The sequence below is a fragment of the Sphingopyxis sp. LC81 genome, assembly GCF_000756375.1.
Lineage (GTDB): Bacteria > Pseudomonadota > Alphaproteobacteria > Sphingomonadales > Sphingomonadaceae > Sphingopyxis.
The window spans coordinates 136,783-157,536 of record NZ_JNFD01000035.1 but is presented as its reverse complement, the minus strand read 5'-3'; the positions used below and the strand labels follow the sequence as shown (position 1 = coordinate 157,536).

The following is a 20,754-nucleotide window of genomic DNA, read 5'->3' as shown; positions in this document are numbered from 1 at the left end:
CGCCCGGCACACCCTGTCCGCGCGAAAGACGACGGCGACGGGCAGGTCTCCTGGCTTGCGGGTCAGCGCCGGTCGGCCGCCTTCTCGGGACCGGAATCCCAATGGCAAGTGGCCGATGGCTCGCCGCGTACAGTTGCAGGGGCAGCCGGGGTTGTCCCGTTCCCTCTTGGGGTCCTTCCTGGCTAGATCGAGGCGCCGTGATTGGCGCTGGAAGGGGCTCGGCGAGGAGCGTTGCGCGGGCCGGGCTGGTTGCCCGGACAAGCAACGCGACGCCGTCCGAGCCCCTTCCAGCGCCAACCCCAAAGGGGCGGGCTGATTTTGGTCGATTGCCGTGTCGCTCGTCGGTCACGATGCAAAGGCATCGCTCCCTCCTCGCTCCTTGCACTCGGCCAAAATCAGCTCCGTCACGGCGCCTCGATCTAGCCAGGAAGGACCCTGCTCCCCGTCGCCGGGGAACCTGTCGCTTGCCGCGGCCGTTAGCCCCTTTTCCGGGCCGCGGTCAATTGCTGCGATGCAGCAGGGGGCGATCAGAACAGCCCGGGCAGTTCGCGCTGCGCCGCGCTCGGCCGTTCGGGGGTCAGCATTTCGGGCTCGGCGAGCATGCGGGCGCTGCGGCTCCGCGCCGCCGGACCCGCGCTGGCGTCGGCGATGCGCGTGGTACAGGCGTTGCCCGACAGGAAACCGATCGCGGCGCGGATCGACGCCTCGCGCGGGTCGCCGAGCGGGACGGTCAGGTCGTCGCTCGCGGCGCAGCTGTTCGTGATTTTCGGGGCGAGCCCGTCATAATAGTCGCCCGAGCCGGCCGAATTGGCCGTCGCGAATGCGACGACGCGCATGCGGTCGTCGCATTCGGCCTTGTCGAGCGCGATCTGGCCGACCGGCTTGCCATAGGTGTTGCCGCCGACCAGCGTCATATTGGTGCCGAGATAGGGCAGCATCGAATTGATCACGAGCTCGCTCGCCGATGCGGTCGACCCGGTGCCGATGAAGGCGATGCGCGTCGGCGCGATCGACTGGTTTACCGGAGTGAAGCGATGTTCTTCATTCTCGGCGGACTTAGTGGGGCGGAAACGGGTCTGCGAGAAAATCTGCCCGGCGCGATTGGCACCCATCAAATCGCCCATCAGATTGGCGGTCGAAACGAGGCCGCCGCCATTATAGCGGAAATCGATGATGATGTCGGTCACGCCGCGCGCGCCGAAATCGGCGAAGGCCGCCTTTAACTGATCGTTCGCCGACGAGATGAAAGTGCGCAGGTTAAGATAGCCAAAGCTGCGGCCGCCCTCGGTGATGATCTTGGCGCCATAGCGGTCCGAAACCGGGTCGAGCGAATAATTGGCCTTGGCGACGGTGACGTCGCGCGTTCCGGTCGCGTCGGTGATGCGCAGCACGCGGCTGACGCCCGGGTCGTTGGGGCCGAGGGCATTGGTGAGGCCCGCGGTCCCTTCGGCGGCGACGATGTTTGCCACGGTGCGCAAATTGTCGCTGTTCGTGCCGATCGCGACGATCGCCGTGCCGCGGTCGATCCCCGCGGCAAATGCCGGCGCGCTCTCATAGGCTTCGGCGATGAGGATGCGCTGATTGACCGCATCATAGGACAAGCGAACGCCGAAGCCCGCGCTCGATCCGCTGGCGAAGAAGGCGTTCTCCTCGGCGATCGAGGTGATGTAGGTGAAGAAACGATCCTTGTTCAGCGCGCGTGCCGGGGCGACGAGCGCGTCGATATAGGATTGGACATTGCTATGGCTCGCCGCGCTGACGTTCGCGACGTCGTTCGGGAACAGATACCATTCGTCGATCACCGCTTTCGCAAAAGCCTGACGCGACGCCAGCGCGCACGTGGCGGTCGGGGTGGGGGTAGGCGTCGGCGTCGGAGTGACCGTGACGGGGCCGCCGCTTCCGGTTGTGCCCGAACCGCCCCCGCCGCCGCACGATGCGAGCATCAGCGCGGCGAGCGTCACAGCCGTGACCGACTGCTTCGACTTGCCCATCAAAATATCCCCCCGGTTCGGCCCATGACCCGATTATTCTGCGCCCGCCTCGTCGGCACCCCTGCGGCCCTTGAAGCCCTGGGCGATGACATAAAGTTCGGGCGACCCCTTGCGGCTCGCCGGCGGTTTGGCGTGCTTTACCGTTGTGAAGTGACGTTTTAGCAGAGTCAGCAGCGTGTGGTCGGCGCCGCCTGCGAACACCTTGGCGACAAACGCGCCGCCGGGCAGCAGGTTCTGCACCGCGAAATCGGCGGCGGTTTCGGCAAGGCCGATCGTGCGCAGATGGTCGGTCTGTTGATGGCCGACGGTGTTCGCCGCCATGTCCGAAATGACGAGGTCGGGGGCGCTGCCCAGCGCCTCGATCAGCGCGCCCGGCGCCGCATCGTCCATGAAATCCATTTCGAGGATTTCGACGCCCTCGATCGGCTCGCAGTGGAGGAGGTCGATTCCGGCGACGCGCGCGCGGGGGTTCGCCTTGCGCACGACCTGCGACCAGCCGCCCGGCGTGATGCCCAGATCGACGACCGCGCGCGATTTCTTGAGGAAGCCGAATTTATCGTCGAGTTCGATCAGCTTGTACGCGGCACGCGAGCGATAGCCTTCGGCCTGCGCGCGGCGGACATAGGGATCGTTCAATTGCCGCTGCAGCCAGCGCGTCGACGAGACGCTGCGCTTGCGCGCGGTTTTGACGCGGACATGCAGACCGCCGCGGCCCGAACCGCCGCCCTTTCCGCTTCCGCCGCTCATTTGCGATACTCGCGGCGGGTGACGGGGATGTCGCGGCCCTGCATCGCCAGCGTGCGCAATATGCCCTCGCGGATGCCGCGGTCGGCGACCCCGACGCGCACTGCAGGCCACAGGTCGATGATGCTCTCGAGGATCGCGCAGCCCGCGACGACGAGGTCGGCGCGCTCGCGGCCGATGCACGCGATTTCGGCGCGGTCGGCGATGCTGGCGTCGGCGAGGCGGCGGCTGATGTCGCGCATCGCATCCGACGGCACGACCAGCCCGTCGACGGCGCGTCGGTCATAACGCGGCAGGTCGAGGAAAACGCTGGCGAGCGTCGTCACCGTGCCGCTGGTGCCGAGCAGGCGCAGTTTCTGTCCGGCAAAGCGCTCGGCGCGCCCGGCAAAGGCGGCAAAGGCTTCGCGCGTCACTTCGCGCATATGCGCATAGGCGGCCTGGCGGCCGGCGAGGCTGTCGTCGGGAAGCGGCGCATGTTCGGTCAGCGAGACGACGCCCCACGGCACGCTGATCCAGTCGTGGATCTTGACGTCATGGTCCGACACATCGACGTGCATCAACTCGGTCGAGCCGCCGCCGATGTCGAAGATCAGCGCCGGGCCTTCGCCCGGCTCCATCAGATTGTGGCAGCCGAGCACCGCGAGCCGCGCCTCTTCGGCGGCGGAGATGATGTCGAGGACAATGCCCGTTTCGCGGCGGACCCGCTCGGCCAGTTCCTCGCCATTGCTCGCGCGGCGGCACGCTTCGGTCGCGACCGCGCGCGACAGCGAGACGTGACGGCGGCGCAGCTTGTCGGCGCAGATCGACAGCGCGGCGACGGTGCGGTCCATCGCGGCGTCGCTGATCCGTCCGCTGCCGTGCAATCCCTCGCCGAGGCGGACGATGCGGGAAAAAGCGTCGATGACGACGAGCTCGCCATTTTGCGGGCGCGCGATCAAAAGCCGGCAATTGTTGGTGCCAAGGTCGATCGCGGCATAGCTGCGCGGCCGTGCGATCGGCATCGGACGCGCTTCGCCGCCCGCCTTGTTTCGTCCTTTTGCCGCCGGGCCCGTTCTTGAACTTGGCCGCGGCGGTCGCCCTGATGGCGCTGCCATTTGCCGCATGGCTATTGTAACCTGTTCTGCTCACGCGCCCGCAAGACCGCAGGCGTGCACTTGGCAGCAAACCTAGGCTTTCGCAGGCGTTATGGCAAGCGCCTCCTCCCCGGCCTGCCGGGCGCAAAGAAAACCCCGCCCGGCACGGGGCCGGACGGGGTGAAAGGGGAGAGGGAATTATTGGGGGTCGGGACAGCCCTTAACGGCAGCCGTCATTCCCCTTGTCGATCGCGCGGCCGGCGAGGGCGCCGACGGCGCCGCCGATGATCGTGCCGACCGTGCGGTCGCCGCGACCGGCGATTTCATGACCGGCAAGGCCGCCCGCAATCGCACCGATCACGGTGCCGCCGGTGCCCTTGTCGCACTGGCGATAGTTGCGGCGGTCACCACGGTAATAGCGGCGATCGTTGCGATAATCGCGGCGGTCGCGGCGATAGTCGCGGCGGTCATAGCGGTCATAGCGACGGTCGTCGCGATCATAGCCGCTGTAATAGCTCGAATAGCCGTCGCGGTCATAATAGCCGTTCTGCGCCGCGGCGGGAGCCGCCATGCCCAGCGTCGCGGTGGACATCAGGGCGGCGATCGAGAGGGTCACCATCTTTTTCATTGTCGTTCTCCTTCGTCGTCATTGGCCCGACTGGGCTTTGTCGATGAAACAGGTTTTGCCCGATTCGCATTGAGCGAAGCCTGAACATCATTGTTGGCTATTGTTCAGCTTTCTGCGGCGAACCGCTTCCCTTTCGCGGATCGCCGCCCTAACCCGCGGCGATGCGCCGTTTGCTCTTCGCTGCCCTGATATTTCTGGCCGTCGGCCCGGTGCCCGGCACCGTGATGCGCTTTCCGAAGGGTGATATGACCGAAGGCGCCGCCGCGCGTCCGCTGGTCTTCGCGCCCGAGACTGCGGGTGCGATGCGGTTCGTCCGCGGCTGGCATCTCGTCAGCCCGCACAGCCGGTTCGGCGGCTTTTCGGCGCTCGCGTGGATGGGGCCGGACCGGTTTCAGCTGATCGGCGACAATGGTTATTGGGTGCGCCTGACGCTCGATGCGCGCGGTTCGGTTTCGGATGTCCGGATTCGCGCGCTGCCGACGCCCGACGGCCGGCCGCAACGCAAATCCATGGTCGATGCCGAGGCGATGTTTGTCGCCCCCGAAAGCGGCAAGAGCTGGATCGCGCTCGAGGGGATCAACGAAATCTGGCGACTCGATGCCGGTCTTTCGGCCATCGAGTCGCGACGCAAGCTGCCCGAACCGGCGCGCTGGCCCAGGAATCGCGGGCCTGAGGCGATGGCGCGGCTGGCGGACGGCCGGACGGTCGTGTTTCTGGAAGACGCCAACGACGATCCGCGCGGGCGCGAGGCGTTGATCTACACCGGCGATCCGGCCGCGCCCGGCCCCGCGCCGATTCGCTTCTTTTATGATTCGGCGGGGCGCGGGCTGGTCAGCGATGCCGCGGCGCTGCCCGACGGGCGCATCCTGCTCGTCCACCGGCGGCTCGGGTTCGACCCCGTTTTCACGACGATCGTCGCTGTCGTCGACCCCGCGGACATCAAGAAGGACGCTGTCGTGCGGTCACGGACGATCGGCCGGGTTCCCGCCGCGCTCGCCGAAAATTATGAAGGCGCCGCGATCTCGGTCGAGCAGGGGCGGACCTGGTTGTGGCTCGTCGCCGACGATAATTTCAACGTCTGGCAGCGCAGTCTGCTGCTGCAATTCGAGCTGGTGGGCCTGCCGCCGAAAAAGGGGCCGGACAGCAAAAAGGCCGCGCGGTAACCCGGCGGCCTGATTGCGATTAGCGATTCGAAAGCGCTTAAGCGGCCTTTTCGGCCAGCTTCTTCGCGACTTCCTTCTTCACCTTGCGTGCCGAAGTCGACAGCTGGTCGTCGCCGGCCTTCAGCAGCCAGTTGTCGAGACCGCCATTATGCTCGACCGTGCGCAGACCGTGGGTCGACACGCGCAGCTTCACACCCTTGCCGAGCGCGTCCGACAGCAGCGTCACATTCTGCAGGTTGGGCAGGAAGGTGCGCTTGGTCTTGTTGTTGGCGTGGCTCACATTGTGGCCAACCTGGCGGCCCTTGCCGGTCAGTTCGCAGATGCGCGACATGGTTTCGTCCTCGTCAAAAAAATTTCGGATCGGCGTCCGGGCACTTCCCGTAAAATGGGCAGTACAGGACCGGAGTGAGCCGGGAAAGGCGCGCGCTTATCGGCTTGCAGGAGATTCGTCAAGCGCATAGGCCGCTTTTATGGCCCAGTTTCCGCTCCCCGAACCGATGCGCCGCGCGCTCGATCTCGCCCGTATTGCCGCGGAATGGGGCGAAGTGCCCGTCGGCGCGGTGATCGTCAAGGACGGCGCGATTATCGCCGAAGGCCATAACCGCCCGCGCGAATCGCATGACCCGACCGCGCATGCCGAAATCGTCGCGATTCGCGCCGCGGCCGCCAAGCTCGGCAACGAGCGGCTCGACGGCTGCGACCTTTATGTGACGCTCGAACCCTGCGCGATGTGCGCCGGCGCGATCGCCCACGCGCGAATCGCGCGCCTCTATTATGGCGCCGACGATCCGAAGGGCGGCGCCGTCGTCCACGGCCCGCGCACCTTCGCGCAGCCGACGATCCACCATAGGCCCGAGCTTTACGACGGCATCGGCGACGCGGAGGCGGCCGCGCTCCTTCGCGATTTCTTCGCCTCGCGCCGTTAGCTAGCCCAGAATTTCCTCTACCCACTCGGGCACCAGCCGCGTCGCGGGACCCTGCCGCGCCTCGTCGAACCAGTAGCTGCCCTGGCTTGGCTCCATATTGAGCTCGAGCGTCCGCGCGCCCGACGCGCGCGCCTCGCGCACGAAGCCCGCGGCGGGATAGACCGCGCCCGACGTGCCGATCGACACGAACAGGTCGGCGCGGTTCAGCGCATGATAGATATCTTCCATCCGGTACGGCATCTCGCCGAACCAGACGATGTCGGGACGCAGGGTGCCGACGATGCCGCACGCGCTGCACGCCGGCCGGTCGAGCAACGGCCCCGTCCACGGCACCCGCGTATCGCATGCGGTGCACCAGGCATTGAGATGCTCGCCATGCATATGGATCAGCCGCTTCGCGCCCGCGCGCTCGTGGAGGTCGTCGACATTTTGTGTTACGATGAGCAGTTCGCCCGGCCATGCGGCGTCGAGCCGCGCGAGCGCTTCATGCGCGGCGTTCGGCGCCTTGGTCTGGATCGCCTCGCGCCGCATGTCATAAAAGCGCAGGACAAGGTCGGGATCGCGCGCAAAGGCTTCGGGGGTCGCGACATCCTCGACGCGATGCTGCTCCCACAGGCCGCCGCTGTCGCGAAAGGTGTCGATGCCGCTTTCGGCCGAAACGCCGGCGCCGGTCAGGATCACGATATTGTTGATGTCACTCATACGCCCTCTCTATCCGCTCGCATCGAGCGAAGTCGAGATGCCCATCGAAATGGCGCAATGCCGATGGGCATCTCGACTTCGCTCAATGCGAGCGGCTAAAGGGAGCGGCAATTTAGGGGACAAGTCATGGTGAGCATCGGCATTATCGGCAGCGAAGGGCGGATGGGCGTCGCGCTCGCCGCCGCGATCTCCGAAGCGGGACAGCGCAGTTGCGGTATCGACCGGGGCGGCAATGTTCTGCGGCTCGCCAGCGACGCCGACGTGCTTGTCGACTTTTCGTCGCCCGCCGCGCTCGAGGCGACGCTCGATGCCTGCGTCGCCGCGAAAACCCCGATCGTCATCGGGACGACGGGGCTCGAGGAGCGCCATCATTATCTGATCGACGATGCCGCAAAGGATATCGCGGTGCTTCAGACCGGCAACACCTCGCTCGGCGTCACGCTGCTCGCGCATCTGGTGCGCGAGGCCGCGACGCGGCTCGGCGCCGACTGGGATATCGAGGTGGTCGAGATGCACCACCGGATGAAGGTCGACGCGCCGAGCGGCACCGCGCTGCTGCTGGGGCAGGCGGCGGCGCAAGGGCGCGGGATCAACCTCGATACCTGCTCCGAACGCGGCCGCGACGGCCTCACCGGCGCGCGCGGGCATGGCAAGATCGGTTTTGCGAGCCTGCGCGGCGGGACGGTCGCGGGCGACCATGACGTGATCTTCGCAGGCCCCGAGGAGATGATTACCCTGTCGCACCGCGCCGAAAACCGGATGATCTTCGCGCGCGGCGCGGTGCGTGCGGCGCTGTGGCTGCTCCAGCAGAAGCCCGATCGCTATACGATGCCGCAGGTGCTCGGGCTTAACTGATCCGATGAAGAAGGCCGATATTTTCGAATTCTACCGGCGGCTCGCGGAACTCAACCCGAGCCCCGAGACCGAGCTGGAGTTCGGCAACACCTATCAGCTGCTCGTCGCGGTCGTGCTGTCGGCGCAGGCGACCGACGTCGGGGTGAACAAGGCGACGCGCAAGCTGTTTCAGGAGGTAAAGACCCCGCAGCAAATGATCGACCTCGGTGAAGACGGGCTGAAGCAGCACATCAAGACGATCGGGCTGTTCAACGGCAAGGCGAAGAATGTCATCGCACTCAGCGAAATCCTCGTCCGCGATTTCGGCGGCGAGGTGCCCGCCGACCGCGACACGCTCGTCGAACTGCCCGGGGTCGGGCGCAAGACCGCCAATGTCGTGATGAATTGCGCCTTCGGCGCCGAGACCTTCGCGGTCGACACGCACATCTTCCGCGTCGGCAATCGCACCGGCCTCGCAACCGGCAAGACGGTGCTTGCGGTTGAAAAGCAGCTCGAAAAGAACACGCCCGCGCCCTTTCGTGTCGGCGCGCATCACTGGCTGATCCTCCACGGCCGCTATATCTGCAAGGCGCGCACGCCCGAATGCTGGCGCTGCCCGGTCGACGATCTCTGCCGCTACAAGCCGAAGACGCCGGCACCGAAGGCGAAAAAGGCGGCGTGATGGGAACGACGGCTTAGGGGTGGGAGGCCGCCTTTCGATCATCCACTTCCGTCATCCCGGGCTTGACCCGGGACTCGCCTTTTCCTTCAAGAAGGCAGGCCCCGGATCAAGTCCGGGGTGACGATGATCGATAAGGCAGCAATCGGTCGAAAACCAGACGTTGCTCTTTCCCGAAATTAAAAAGGCCCGCCTTCCGGATGGAGGGCGGGCCTTTTTGTTTGGCTTTGAGGTCGCTCAGCCCTTTTCGGGCGGCGCCACCGTGATCCGCACCCGCTCGCCCGAATTGCCGGGGAAGCCGGTGAACATCGCTTCGACGAGGTTCGGGACGATCGCCTGCAGATTATTGTCGCGCGACTGCGCTTCGGCATGGCCTTCGAACAGGCGCGAGCCGTCGGCGGCGCGGTTGATCTGGAGGTTCAGCCCGCTGGTGTAGACGGTGTAGCTGCTGACGTCGTTATAGCCGCCCCATCCCGGGCCGAAACCGCCCCACAGGAACGGGTCGCGATAGCCATAGACATAGCGGCGCCCGCCACGGCCGCTGACGATCACCGGGCGATAGAAGCCGCGGCCATAATAGCCGCCGTACCCGCCATACCAGGGGTCGCCGAAGCCGGGGCTCGACACGACGCGCTCACGCCCCTTGTCGACGCCATAATCCATGCGGACGATCAGGTCGGCGCGTTCGCCATTCGCCGCGGGGCGATAGCCGTAGCGCGTCAGTTCGCCGGCGACGAGACCCGCATACTGGCCGAATTCGATGCCGCCCTGCAGCGCGGGGTTGCTCGCCTCGACGACGAAGCTCTGGCCCTGCGGCGCGGGAAGCTGTGTCTGGAAGCGCGCGACATCGGCCTTGAACGGGGTCGCGCAGCCGGCGAGCGCGAGCGCCGCGCCGGTCATCGCGGCCAGGCCCAGCCGCCTAAGATTCATCTTGCTCATCGTCTTGGCTCCGTATTCGGGAAGCGCATATAGGCGCGCTCTCGTACCATAGACTACGCCGGTGCGACTTAACCTTGGTTGAACTCGTTTGGTCGCACGGCGGTTCCACGTCCCGATATGGGGACGCGCGCCGCAAAAACAAGAAATTTCGCCCGCGAAACAGCGCGCTGTCAGCGGCAGAGCCCCAGCGCGGCGTAGGCCGCGTCGAGCGTCGGCTTGGCGAGCGCCGAAGCGCGCGCGGCGCCGGCCTCGAGCGCGGCATCGATCGCGGCGGGATCAGCCTTGAACTCGTTCAGGCGCGTCGCGATCGGGCGCAGCGTTTCGACCAGCACCTCGCCGAGCGCGGGCTTGAACGCCCCGAAGCCTTGCCCGGCAAAGCGTGCGAGTACCTGATCGACGCTTTCGTCGGCCATCGCGGCATAGATCGAAACGAGATTCTTCGCCTCGGGGCGACCCTCAAGGCCCGCGGCCTCGGACGGCAGCGGCTCGGCGTCGGTCTTCGCCTTGCGGATCTTCGCCATGATCGTATCGGCATCGTCGACCAGGTTGATGCGGCTCGCATCGCTCGGGTCCGATTTCGACATTTTCGCCGACCCGTCGCGCAGGCTCATGATCCGCGCCGCGGCGGCGGGGATCGTCGGTTCGGGCAGGGTGAAGGTCTCGGTCCCCGTGTCGAGGTTGAACTTGGTCGCGATATCGCGCGCGAGTTCGAGATGCTGTTTCTGGTCGTCGCCGACGGGGACGTGCGTCGTCTGATAGAGCAGCACGTCGGCCGCCTGCAGCACCGGATAGGCGAACAGGCCGACGCTCGCGCCCTCGCGGTTCTTGCCCGACTTTTCCTTGAACTGCGTCATGCGGTTCAGCCAGCCGATGCGCGCGGTGCAGAACAAGAGCCACGCGAGCTCGGCGTGCGCGGGGACGCGCGCCTGGTTGAACAGGATCGATTTCGCGGGGTCGATCCCCGCCGCGAGCAGTGCCGCCGCCATCTCGCGCGTGTTGGCGGTCAGCTCGGCGGGGTCGTTATAGACGGTGATCGCGTGGAGGTCGGCGAGGAAATAGAGCTTCTCGCCCGGCATCTCGTCCTGCATCCGCACCCAGTTGCGGATCGCGCCCAGATAATTGCCGAGGTGCAAATTTCCGGTGGGCTGGATGCCCGATAGCGTCCGCATTCTTCTGTCCTTTTAGAGTGTGCGCCGGCCGAGCTGGCCGATGGTGCCGCGGTTGACCACGCCCAGCAGGACGGCGCAACCAAAGAATATGATCGCGCCCGCCGCGACCAGCGCGATGAGGGCGACGATGCGTTCGAACACCCCGCCGATGAAGGCATCGCCGGCGAGCGGGATCGCATAATGGAGCGCCGCCGCCATCGCCGCGGCGGCGAGGATGATGCGCGCGATCCGCCCGGCGACCCGCCCGGTCAGGCGGAACAGATCCTTGCGGTGCAGGATGGCATAGAGCATCACGACGTTGCACCACGCCGCGATCGACCCCGCCAGCGCCAGCCCGACAAGCCCGAGCTGCGGGATCAGCAGCAGGTTGAGCACGATGTTGATGAGCAACGATACCGCCGCGGTCCACACCGGGGTGCGCGTATCCTTGCGCGCGAAGAAATTGGGCACCAATACCTTGACCAGCACATAGGCGGGCAGGCCGACGACGAGCCCGCCGACGACGGCGCCCGTCGCAAGCCCGTCGGCGACGCTATATTGGCCGCCGACGTAAAAGGCGCTGGTGATCGCCCGTCCCGCCACGAACAGCGCGACCGCCGCCGGCACGGTGAGCAACATCGCGAGCTCGACCGCATTGCTTTGCAGCCGAAACGCGCCGTCCCTGTCGCCCTGCGCGACAAAGCGCGATAGCGCGGGCAGGATCGCGGTGCCGAGCGCGATGCCGATGATGCCGAGCGGCAACTGATTCAGCCGGTCGGCCATCGCGAGATAGGTGATGCTCTTGTCGGGCAGCATCGCGATGAAGAACAGGTCGACGAAGCGGCTGATCTGATAGACCCCGGCGCCGAACACCGCGGGCAGGATCAGCCTGCCCATCTCGCGCACCTGCGCGGTCAGCCGCGGCCGGCGCAGCGTCGGCCGGAAACCCGACCGCCGTATCCAGTAATAAAGCCAGGCGAGCTGGAACAGCCCCGAGAGCGAAACCGAAATGGCCAGATAAAGCCCCGTCGCCGCCTTGGCCTCCTCGCCCCCGTCGCCGGTGAACAGCCCGAGCAGCAGCGCGGCGATCAGGCAGATGTTGAGCAGGATCGGCGCCGCGGCGGCGGCGGCAAAGCGCGACAGGCTGTTGAGGATCGCCGCGAACAGTGTCGCGACGCTCATCAGCGCGAGATAGGGAAAGGCGATGCGCGCCATCGCGACCGCAAGATCGAATTTTGGGCCGTCGGCGCGCAACGCGTCGCTCGCGAACATCCCCATGATCCATGGCATGACGATCAGCAGCAACGCCGAAAAGACGATCAGGATCGGGATCAGGACCGCCAGCACCGCGTCGGCGAAGGCGCGGGCTTCGTTCTGCTTGCCGTCCGCCGCCATCCGCTCGTTGAAGAGCGGGACGAAGGCGGCGGCAAAGGCGCCCTCGGCGAACAGGCGGCGAAAGATGTTGGGCAGCTGAAAGGCCAGCTGCCATGCGTCGGCGACGCCGCCCGCTCCGAGAATACGGCTGAGCAGCATGTCGCGGGCGAAACCGAAGATGCGGCTGACCATCGTCAGCCCGCCGATCGTCCCGACGCTTTTGACGAGGCTGGTCATCCCGTCAGCCCGCCCCGTCGAAGGGAATTAAGCCTGGCCGACCGGCGCGACGTTGCCCGCCTGCTCGGCTTCGACCTGCTGGACCTGCTGCATGAACAGACCGTGGAAATCGATCGGTTCGAGCAGCAGCGGCGCGAAGCCGCCGTCGCGCACGGCATCGGCAACGACGCGGCGTGCGAAGGGGAACAGGATGCGCGGCGCTTCGGCGAGGAAGAAGGGCTGCAGCTGGTCGTCGGGGACGTTGCGGACGCCGAACAGGCCGGCATACTTCAGGTCGATCACAAAGCTGGTGCCCGCATCGGTCTTCGACGTCACGTCGATCTTCAGCGTCACTTCGTACAGATTGTCGCCGACGCTGTCGGCGGCGATGTTGAACTGCACATCGACCTGCGGCGCGTCCTGCCACTGGTAAACCGCGGGGGCGTTCGGATTTTCGAACGACAGATCCTTCACATATTGCGAAATCAGGCCGATCGCCGGGCTCGTGTCCTCGCCATTGGGCTGCAGGGCGGGATTGTTGATGTCGGCGCTGGTCTCGTCAGCCATGATGAAGAAGCTTTCACTGAAAAGATGGAAACAATATCGGCATCCGCGGACCGTGTCGGAACCGCGGCGGACGGTTGCCGCGGCGCTTAGCAGCGCCCGGCGGCGAGCACAATGGGCGCCCTGTGCCGTGCGATGGTTAAGGAGGAATCGTTGACCCGCCGCGCGGCAGCGGTCATGGTCATTTGAAACTGAGGCGCGTATCGCCTATGTATCAACCGCTATGTTTCTATTGCCCGCATTGGACTTTTGCCCGTGACCGCTTTTTCGATCGTCCTGCTCGCCATGATTGCCGCCTTCCTCGGCATGCGGCTCTACTCGGTGCTCGGCAAGCGCACGGGGCACGAGCAGGAGCCGGTGCTGCCGCGCGAGCGCACCGCCGCGGCGCCGGTCCGGCTCGACGAGAATGACGGATCGCAGGCGCCCGCGCCCGCGCCGGCCGACACCTCGGGGCTCGTTTACGAACCCGCTGCCGAGGCGGGCCTCCGCCAGCTGCTGGCTTCCGACCGCAATTTCGACGCGGGCCGCTTCATGGAAGGCGCCGAAGCCGCGTATCGCATGATCCTCGAAGCCTATTGGAAGGGCGACCGCGACACGCTGCGCGACCTGTGCGACGACGACAGCTACGAAGCCTTTGCCGACGCGATCGCCGCGCGCGAGAGCCGCGGCGAAACGCTCGACAACCGCCTGATGGGAATCGATTCGGCCAAGATCACCGCGGTCGAACTGAACCGCGGCGAGGCACGCGTCACCGTTCGCTACCATGCCGATATCAGCGCGGTCACCCGCGACGCCGACGGCAAGCTGATCGCCGGGTCGATGAGCGACGCGTCGCAGACCGACGATTTGTGGACCTTCCGCCGCCAGATCGGCAGCAACGACCCCAATTGGGTGCTCGACGAAGCCGAATCGGCCTGATCGCATGATCCGGGCGGTGGGGGCGCCGCGCGCGCGGACTTTCGGATTCGCGCTGCTCGCCGCCCTGCCGCTGCTTTCGGGCTGCGCGTCGGTGATTCCCGAGGCGGATAGCGGCCGTCCCGCGATCACCACCCCCGCACCATCGCGCCAGGCCGGCACGCCGCGCCCCTATATACCGCGCCCCTCCGAAGGCGCCGGTGCCGCCGCGCAGCCGATTCCCGCGACCCCGCGCGCGGCGCTTCCCGCAACGCCCGTCCCGGCCGATGCGACGACCGCCGCCGCCAGCGGCGTTGTCGCGGGCCCCGATTTCGCGACGCTCGGTGTGACCGCCGAACAGGCGGCGACCGCGCTCGTCGCCTTCCGCATCAGCTGCCCCTCGGTCCAGCGCCGCACCGACACCAGCGGCCTGACGCAGGGCGCCGACTGGACCGAAAGCTGCAACGCGGCGAAAAGCTGGAAGGACAGCGACGCTTCGGCCTTCTTCACCCGCTATTTCGGCACGGTGCAGGTCGGCGCGGGCACCGCGTTCGTCACCGGCTATTACGAACCCGAAATCGCCGGCTCGCGCACGAAGCAGCCGGGTTATGACGTTCCCATCTATCGCCGCCCCGCCGACCTGATCGAAGTCGACCTCGGCGCGTTCGCCGACGACCTCAAGGGCCGCAAGATTCGCGGGCGCGTCGATGGCAGCAATTTCACGCGCTATTACGACCGCGCGGCGATCGAAAGCGGCGCGCTCGACGGGCGCGGGCTCGAAATCGCTTACGCCGCCGACGCCGCCGAATTCTTCTTCCTGCAGGTACAGGGTTCGGGCCGCCTCCGCCTGCCGGGCGGCGGCATCATGCGCATCGGCTACGACACGCAGAACGGCCGCGGCTATGTCGGCATCGGCAAGCTCTTGCTCGACCGCGGCGAGCTTCAGCGCGGGCAGGCGTCGATGCAGGGCATCCTCGATTATCTCCGCGCCGATCCGGTGCGCGGCGCGGCGGTGATGAACGAGAACCCGAGCTGGGTCTTTTTCCGCGAGCTGACCGGCCCCGGCCCGCTCGGCGCGCTCGGCGTTCCGGTCACCGGCCGCGCGAGCGTCGCTGCCGATCCCAAATATGTGCCGCTCGGCGCCCCCGTTGTCCTTTCGCTCGACCGCGCCGAACCCAATGGCCTCTGGATCGCCCAGGACACCGGCGGCGCGATCAAGGGCGCGAACCGCTTCGACAGCTTCTGGGGTGCGGGCGACGATGCGCGCGCGATCGCCGGCGGCATGGCGGGGCGCGGCTCGGCGCTGCTGCTGCTTCCACGCGCCAGCATCGCACGGCTGATCCCGGCGCCTTGATGTGCCGCGGCGCCTCGCCCCCGACGAAAGCGCGCTGTGGAAGAAGGTCGCGGCGACGGTAAAGCCGCTCGCCAAGGCGAAGGCGCCGCTCGCGCCCGTGGCGCCGCCGACCGTGAAGCCGCCCCCGCCGACCCCGCGCACTACCGCTGCTCCAGCTGCCGCCCCGCGTGGTCCCGTAAAGCTGCCGCCACCGCGCCGTACGCACCAGGCGGCGACGCTCGACGGCCATTGGGACCGCCGCTTGCGCAAGGGACTCGTGCGTCCCGACCTCAGCATCGACCTGCACGGTCATACGCTCGCCTCGGCGCAAGCCTTGCTCGACGAGGCGATCGGGCGCGGGCTGATGCGCGGCGCGCGCGTGCTGCTGGTGGTCGCGGGACGGCTGCGTCCGGGTGCCGACCGCCTGCCGCAGATGCACGGCGACCCGCGCCCGCGCGGCGCGATCCGCGCGTCGCTGCCCGACTGGCTCGCTTACTCGCCCTACGCCGATCAGATCGTCGCGCTCCGCCCCGCGCATATCAGCCACGGCGGCGCGGGCGCGGTCTATGTCATCTTGCGTCGGGCCAGAGAAGATTAGGCGCGAGGACTAGAGGAAAGCGCGCATCAATATGCCGCGATAGATGGCGGTCAGCGTGTGGAGATCTTCGACCGCCACGGCTTCGTCGAGCTTGTGCATCGTCGCATTGGTCAGCCCGAACTCGACCACGGGACAGATCGCGTGGAGGAAGCGCGCGTCCGACGTGCCCCCGGTCGTCGACATTTCGGGGCGCACATCGGTCTCGGCATGGATCGCCTCGGCGACCAGTTCGGACAGGTCGCCCGGCGGAGTGAGGAAGGCTTCACCCGAAATCTTGCCCAGCACCTTGGCATTCGGCTCGACGGCGTGCGCAAGGCGCTCGATCATCGCGACGAGGTCGGCGCCCTTATGCTGGTCGTTGAACCGGATCGACAGCCGCGCGCGCGCCGACGCGGGGATGACGTTGGTCGCGCCATTGCCGACCTCGACATCGGTGAATTCGATGTTCGACGGCTGGAACCAGTCGTTGCCTTCATCGAGCGCCACCGCATCGATCGCGGCCAAAATCTTGACCAGCTTCGGGATCGGATTGTCGGCAAGGTGCGGATAGGCGACATGGCCCTGCGTTCCCGGCACGTCGATCCAGATATTGACCGAGCCGCGACGCCCGATCTTCACCATGTCGCCGAGTTTGGTCACCGACGTCGGTTCGCCAACGACGATCATGTCGGGCTTCACGCTACGCGCATCCATATGCTCCATCAGCGCGCGGGTGCCGAAGATCGCGGGGCCTTCCTCGTCGCCGGTGATGATCAGGCTGATTGTGCCGGCCTCTTGCGGCGTGGCAGCCGCCGCCGCGACGAACGCCGCGATCGAACCCTTCATATCGACCGCGCCGCGCCCATAGAGCAACTCGCCGCGCACCTCAGGGGCGAACGCGTCGCCGGTCCAGCCGACGCCCGGCGGTACGACGTCGAGGTGCCCGGCAAAGCCGAAATGCTTCGGCCCCTTGCCCGTCCGCACCGCGAGCAGATTTTCAACGGGGCCATCGGGTTCGATCCCATCAATGAACCGCTCGACGGTAAAGCCCAGCGGCGTGAGCGCCGCCTCAAGCGTGTCGAACACGGCGCCCATGGCGGGGGTGACGCTCGGCGCGGCGATCAACGCCTTGGCAAGCTCTACGGGGTCGACGGTGATGCTCATGCCGCTCCCTTACTCCCTCGCGCGGCCGCAAGTCGAGGCTTTGCATCGCGCCGCCTTTGTGCGAAACAAAGGCAGAACAAATTCACGAGGACTGCCATGCCCAAGCTCGATCTCGATACGATCCCGCAAACCAACACCACGGGCTATCCCGCACCGTACAACGAACCCGTGCTGGGCCGCTGGTATCGCCGTCTTGCACCGCCGACGGGGCTCAGCGATTTCGCGGCGAGCCATGTCGTGCTCAAACCCGGCGCCTGGTCGTCGCAGCGCCACTGGCACGACGGCGAGGACGAGATGCTGGTGATGATTTCGGGCGAAGCGGTGCTGATCGAGGATGACGGGCGCTGGCCGATGCGCGCGGGCGACATCGCGGTGTGGCCGAAGGGCAGCACCAACGGCCATCATCTCGTCAACGAATCGGACGCCGACTGCGTCTTCGTCGCGCTGGGCGGCGGCAAGAAATACGACACCGGCGGCGGCTATTCGGACATCGACATGCTGTTCACGCCCGACGGTTATTTCCACAAGGACGGCACGCCCTATCCGACGACGCGGATTCCCTAGCCCTCGACCGGCCCCTCGAACTTCTCGATGATCCAGTCCTCGGCCTGCGCGCCGCCGATCCATTCCTGCATGCACGGGTGGCTGATCACCGCCTGCGCATAGGCCGCGGCAAAGCGCGGCAGCGGGATCGAGTAGGTGATAAAGCGCGTGACGACGGGCGCGAACATGATGTCGGCGGCCGACCAGCTGCCGAAGAGGAAATCGCCGTCGCCGCCAAACCGCGCGCGCGCCTCGGCCCAGATCTGGAAGATGCGCACGACATCGGCCTGCACTTCGGGGAGGAGTTCGGCGGGCGGATAGATGCGCCGGATGTTCATGCTGTGGTTGCGGCGGAGCGCGGCAAAGCTCGAATGCATTTCGGCCGCCATCGAGCGCGCCATCGCGCGCGCCGCCATGTCGTCGGGCCAGAAACCCTTGGTCCCGCCGGTCTTTTCGTTGAGATAATCGATGATCGCGAGGCTGTCCCACACGACGATATCCTCGCCGTCCCACAGGATCGGCACCTTGCCGCCCGACGGCGCGAACTCATCGCCCTCGCGCCGGTTCGACCAATCCTCGTCATAAAGCGGGACGGTGACTTCCTCGAACGGCAGGCCGCTATGCTTGACCGCGAGCCAGCCGCGCAGGCTCCAGCTGGAGTAGGCCTTGTTGCCGATAAACAGTTTCATCGTGTCTCCAAGCCCCCCTCCCGCTTGCGGGAGGGGCTAGGGGAGGGCCTGTTTCAGCCCGAAGTTCCCTATGACATGCCCTCCCCCGACCCCTCCCGCAAGCGGGAGGGGAGAAGAAAGTACAAGAAAACTAACTCTCGACCGCCTCCAGAACCGCGGTGCGCAGCTCGGCGATGCCCATGCCCTTTTCGCTGCTCGTCGCGATCACTTGCGGGTGCGCGGCGGGGTGCTTGCGGGCCTCTGCCTCGGTCGCGGCCTGCACCGCTTCGAGTTCGGTCGCCTTGATCTTGTCGGCCTTGGTCAGGACGATGCGATAGCTGACCGCCGCGGTGTCGAGCATTTCGAGCACGTCGCGGTCGACGTCCTTGATCCCGTGGCGGCTGTCGATCAGCACGAGCGTGCGCTTCAGCACCTGCCGGCCGCGGAGGTAATCGTTGATCAGGAAGCGCCATTTCTTGACGACATCCTTCGGCGCCTTGGCAAAGCCATAGCCGGGCATGTCGACGAGCCGGAAGATCAGCGGATCCTCGCCGACGTCGAAATAGTTGAGCTCCTGCGTCCGCCCTGGGGTCACCGAGGTGCGCGCGAGCCCGTTGCGGTTCGTCAGCGCGTTGAGCAGCGACGACTTGCCGACGTTCGAGCGGCCCGCGAACGCGATCTCGGGCACGCTCGGCGGCGGCAGGTGCTGGAGCGCGGGCGCCGATTTCAGGAACGTGATCGGTCCCGAAAACAGCTTGCGCGCGCGCTCCGCCCGTTCGGGGTCGGCGCCGGGTTCGAGTTCGGTATCGCTCACTTCGCCGGTGCCGCCTTCAACTGCGGGAACTTGCGGTACATCCACTGCTGCTGGCCGATCGACAGGATGTTGTTGGTGATCCAGTAGAGCAGCAGGCCCGCCGCGAACGGCGCCATGATGAACATGAACAGCCACGGCATGATCTTGAACACCTGTTGCTGCACGGGGTCGGTCGCCTGCGGGTTGAGGCGGAACTGCAGCCACATGGTGATGCCCAGGATCACCGCGAGGATGCCGATCGACAGGATCGACGGCGGGGTGAAGGGCAGCAGGCCGAACAGGTTGAGGATGTGCAGCGGATCGGGCGCCGACAGATCCTTGATCCACAGGATGAACGGCTGGTGCCGCATTTCGATCGCCAGCATCAGCACCTTGTAGAGCGCATAGAAGATCGGAATCTGGATCAGGATCGGCAGGCAGCCGGCGAGCGGGTTGATCTTCTCGTCCTTATAGAGCTTCATCAGCTCCTGCTGCATCTTCGGCTTGTCGTCCTTGTAGCGGTCCTGCAGCGCCTTCATCTTCGGCTGCACGATGCGCATCTGCGCCATCGATCCGAACTGGCGCTGCGCGATCGGGAACATCAGCGCGCGGATGATCAAGGTCAGCGCCATGATCGCGAGGCCGAAATTGCCGAGCTGCTGGAACAGCCAGTGGAGCAGCTTGAAGATCGGCACCTCGAAAAATTCGAACCAGCCCCAGTCGATCGCGTTCGACAAGCGCGTGATGCCCTGATCGTCCTGATAGGCCGACAAAATCTCGACTTCCTTCGCGCCGGCAAAGATTCGGCTGGTGGTCGACACCTGCTTGCCCGGCGCGACAGTCGCGAAATCGCGCGCGAAAAGCGTCTGGTAATTGTTCGCGCTCGGCGAGCTGATCGCCGCGGTCACGCGCTCGCCGTTCGCCGGAACGATCGCGGCGAGCCAATATTTGTCGGTGAAACCGAGCCAGCCCGCCGAATTGTAGCGGACGGTGCGGTTCGGGGCTTCCTCGACATCGTCATAATCGGTGTCGAACACCGACTTGCCGTCGAGATAACCCGTCGGGCCGATATGGATCGTCCAGCTGTCCTGCTCGTGCGGATCGGTCGGCTTGCCGAGGCGGTCGATCAGCGCAAAGCTGCTCGCGGTGACCGGCGCGGTGCCCGTGTTGGCGATCGTCTGCTTCGCGGTGATCAGATAATTGGCGTCGATGCTATATTCGATGCGGAAGGTCTGGCCGGTCGTGTTCGCCCAGCTCAGCGTCACCGGGGTCGCCGGGGTCAGCTTCGTGCCCGTAGCGGTCCAGACCGTGTTCGCGTTCGGCACCGCGATGCCCTGCGCCGCCCAGCCGAGGCTCGCGAAATAGGCGGCCGGCGTTCCGCCCGGCGCGAACAGGCGCACCGCGGGCGAATTCTTCTTGATCGTCTGCCGATATTTGGTGAGCGTGATGTCGTCGACGCGCGCGCCGACGAGGTTGATCGAGCCCTTGATCGCGGGGGTCTCGATCGGAATGCGTTGGCCCTCGGCGAGCACCGTGTCGACCGGGCGGATCGCCTGCTCGGCGGGCGCGGCGGGGGCGCCCGGCGTCGGCAGCGCGCTCGGCTGGCCCTGCGTCGCCGGGGTGGCGGCGGGCGTACCGTTGGCGCCGGCGACCGTCTTGGTCACGTCGGGCGTGTCGGGGGTGGGGAAGAATTTCTCGGAGACGAAATTCCAGCCGATCAGGATGGCCACCGACAACAAAATTGCCGCGATCATGTTACGCTTGTCGTCCACGCTCTTCGGTCTCTCTTCGTCTCAAATGA

22 protein-coding genes and 1 riboswitch are annotated in these 20,754 nt (G+C 66.4%); of the genes, 8 read left to right on the top strand and 14 right to left on the bottom strand.

The annotated features are described in order from the left end of the window. Positions 1-23: 23 nt before the first annotated feature. Positions 24-214, bottom strand: a riboswitch (cobalamin riboswitch). A gap of 313 nt (positions 215-527) precedes the next feature. The 4 genes from FG91_RS16715 to FG91_RS16700 form a co-directional block, all read right to left on the bottom strand. After that, entirely contained in the window at positions 528-1,991 is a 1,464-nt protein-coding gene (locus FG91_RS16715; RefSeq protein WP_037517104.1) for a S41 family peptidase, read from the bottom strand. A gap of 33 nt (positions 1,992-2,024) precedes the next feature. Then, positions 2,025-2,738 (bottom strand): RlmE family RNA methyltransferase, encoded by a 714-nt coding sequence (locus FG91_RS16710; protein ID WP_037517102.1) that lies wholly within the window; start codon positions 2,736-2,738, stop codon positions 2,025-2,027. Beyond that, complete coding sequence (locus FG91_RS16705; RefSeq protein ID WP_037517101.1) at positions 2,735-3,838, bottom strand: Ppx/GppA phosphatase family protein; 1,104 nt, start codon at positions 3,836-3,838, stop codon at positions 2,735-2,737. The genes FG91_RS16710 and FG91_RS16705 overlap by 4 nt, the downstream gene beginning before the upstream one ends. Before the next feature lie 190 nt (positions 3,839-4,028). After that, positions 4,029-4,436 (bottom strand): glycine zipper 2TM domain-containing protein, encoded by a 408-nt coding sequence (locus tag FG91_RS16700; RefSeq protein WP_037517099.1) that lies wholly within the window; start codon positions 4,434-4,436, stop codon positions 4,029-4,031. A gap of 161 nt (positions 4,437-4,597) precedes the next feature. Here FG91_RS16700 and FG91_RS16695 point away from each other — a divergent pair, with 161 nt between their 5' ends. Continuing rightward, the gene (locus FG91_RS16695; protein ID WP_037517098.1) at positions 4,598-5,599 is read left to right on the top strand and encodes an esterase-like activity of phytase family protein; all 1,002 of its coding nucleotides are present in this window, start codon (positions 4,598-4,600) and stop codon (positions 5,597-5,599) included. Positions 5,600-5,636: 37 nt separating this feature from the next. Here FG91_RS16695 and rpmB read toward each other — a convergent pair whose 3' ends face one another. Next, on the bottom strand, positions 5,637-5,930 hold the full coding sequence (gene rpmB / locus FG91_RS16690) for a 50S ribosomal protein L28 (RefSeq protein ID WP_037517097.1): 294 nt from the start codon (positions 5,928-5,930) through the stop codon (positions 5,637-5,639). A gap of 139 nt (positions 5,931-6,069) precedes the next feature. Here rpmB and tadA point away from each other — a divergent pair, with 139 nt between their 5' ends. Beyond that, positions 6,070-6,525, top strand: coding sequence for a tRNA adenosine(34) deaminase TadA (tadA, locus tag FG91_RS16685; RefSeq protein ID WP_037517095.1), 456 nt, complete (start codon positions 6,070-6,072; stop codon positions 6,523-6,525). Here the strand turns inward: tadA and FG91_RS16680 are convergent, their stop codons facing one another. Further along, positions 6,526-7,227 carry an NAD-dependent deacylase gene (locus FG91_RS16680; RefSeq protein ID WP_037517094.1) on the bottom strand — a complete coding sequence of 234 codons (702 nt, stop codon included), beginning with the start codon at positions 7,225-7,227 and terminating at the stop codon, positions 6,526-6,528. 126 nt (positions 7,228-7,353) lie between these two features. Between FG91_RS16680 and dapB the strand changes: the two genes are divergently transcribed. Further along, positions 7,354-8,082, top strand: a complete 729-nt coding sequence (dapB, locus tag FG91_RS16675; protein WP_037517093.1) for a 4-hydroxy-tetrahydrodipicolinate reductase — start codon at positions 7,354-7,356, stop codon at positions 8,080-8,082. A gap of 4 nt (positions 8,083-8,086) precedes the next feature. Further along, positions 8,087-8,743, top strand: a complete 657-nt coding sequence (nth, locus tag FG91_RS16670; RefSeq protein WP_037517091.1) for an endonuclease III — start codon at positions 8,087-8,089, stop codon at positions 8,741-8,743. Between the two features lie 234 nt (positions 8,744-8,977). Here the strand turns inward: nth and FG91_RS16665 are convergent, their stop codons facing one another. The 4 genes from FG91_RS16665 to secB form a co-directional block, all read right to left on the bottom strand. Further along, positions 8,978-9,679: a DUF4136 domain-containing protein gene (locus FG91_RS16665; RefSeq protein WP_037517089.1), complete on the bottom strand. Its 702-nt coding sequence runs from the start codon at positions 9,677-9,679 to the stop codon at positions 8,978-8,980. 170 nt (positions 9,680-9,849) lie between these two features. Further along, entirely contained in the window at positions 9,850-10,848 is a 999-nt protein-coding gene (trpS, locus tag FG91_RS16660) for a tryptophan--tRNA ligase (RefSeq protein WP_037517086.1), read from the bottom strand. A gap of 12 nt (positions 10,849-10,860) precedes the next feature. Further along, the gene (gene murJ / locus FG91_RS16655) at positions 10,861-12,438 is read right to left on the bottom strand and encodes a murein biosynthesis integral membrane protein MurJ (protein ID WP_037517083.1); all 1,578 of its coding nucleotides are present in this window, start codon (positions 12,436-12,438) and stop codon (positions 10,861-10,863) included. Positions 12,439-12,465: 27 nt separating this feature from the next. Beyond that, positions 12,466-12,984: a protein-export chaperone SecB gene (gene secB / locus FG91_RS16650; RefSeq protein ID WP_037517080.1), complete on the bottom strand. Its 519-nt coding sequence runs from the start codon at positions 12,982-12,984 to the stop codon at positions 12,466-12,468. Between the two features lie 252 nt (positions 12,985-13,236). On the opposite strand from secB, the gene FG91_RS16645 reads away from it, so the two are divergent. The 3 genes from FG91_RS16645 to FG91_RS16635 are packed head-to-tail and all read left to right on the top strand — an operon-like array spanning position 13,237 to position 15,806. Next, positions 13,237-13,899 carry a Tim44/TimA family putative adaptor protein gene (locus tag FG91_RS16645; protein WP_152568148.1) on the top strand — a complete coding sequence of 221 codons (663 nt, stop codon included), beginning with the start codon at positions 13,237-13,239 and terminating at the stop codon, positions 13,897-13,899. A gap of 4 nt (positions 13,900-13,903) precedes the next feature. Further along, a complete protein-coding gene (locus tag FG91_RS16640; RefSeq protein ID WP_052187776.1) occupies positions 13,904-15,229 on the top strand; it encodes an MltA domain-containing protein in 1,326 nt (441 codons plus the stop codon). Between the two features lies 1 nt (position 15,230). Continuing rightward, positions 15,231-15,806 carry a Smr/MutS family protein gene (locus tag FG91_RS16635; RefSeq protein ID WP_037517078.1) on the top strand — a complete coding sequence of 192 codons (576 nt, stop codon included), beginning with the start codon at positions 15,231-15,233 and terminating at the stop codon, positions 15,804-15,806. 9 nt (positions 15,807-15,815) lie between these two features. Here the strand turns inward: FG91_RS16635 and dapE are convergent, their stop codons facing one another. Next, entirely contained in the window at positions 15,816-16,949 is a 1,134-nt protein-coding gene (dapE, locus tag FG91_RS16630) for a succinyl-diaminopimelate desuccinylase (RefSeq protein WP_037517076.1), read from the bottom strand. Between the two features lie 96 nt (positions 16,950-17,045). On the opposite strand from dapE, the gene FG91_RS16625 reads away from it, so the two are divergent. Beyond that, positions 17,046-17,513 (top strand): cupin domain-containing protein, encoded by a 468-nt coding sequence (locus FG91_RS16625; RefSeq protein ID WP_037517074.1) that lies wholly within the window; start codon positions 17,046-17,048, stop codon positions 17,511-17,513. On the opposite strand, the gene FG91_RS16620 is transcribed toward FG91_RS16625, so the two are convergent. The 3 genes from FG91_RS16620 to yidC all read right to left on the bottom strand — a co-directional run bounded on the left by FG91_RS16620 (position 17,510) and on the right by yidC (position 20,725). Continuing rightward, the gene (locus FG91_RS16620) at positions 17,510-18,181 is read right to left on the bottom strand and encodes a glutathione S-transferase family protein (RefSeq protein WP_037517072.1); all 672 of its coding nucleotides are present in this window, start codon (positions 18,179-18,181) and stop codon (positions 17,510-17,512) included. The genes FG91_RS16625 and FG91_RS16620 overlap by 4 nt on opposite strands. 130 nt (positions 18,182-18,311) lie before the next feature. Continuing rightward, a complete protein-coding gene (gene yihA / locus FG91_RS16615; RefSeq protein ID WP_037517068.1) occupies positions 18,312-18,974 on the bottom strand; it encodes a ribosome biogenesis GTP-binding protein YihA/YsxC in 663 nt (220 codons plus the stop codon). Further along, the gene (gene yidC / locus FG91_RS16610; protein ID WP_037517065.1) at positions 18,971-20,725 is read right to left on the bottom strand and encodes a membrane protein insertase YidC; all 1,755 of its coding nucleotides are present in this window, start codon (positions 20,723-20,725) and stop codon (positions 18,971-18,973) included. Before yidC ends, yihA begins: the two co-directional genes overlap by 4 nt. Between the last annotated feature and the right edge of the window lie 29 nt (positions 20,726-20,754).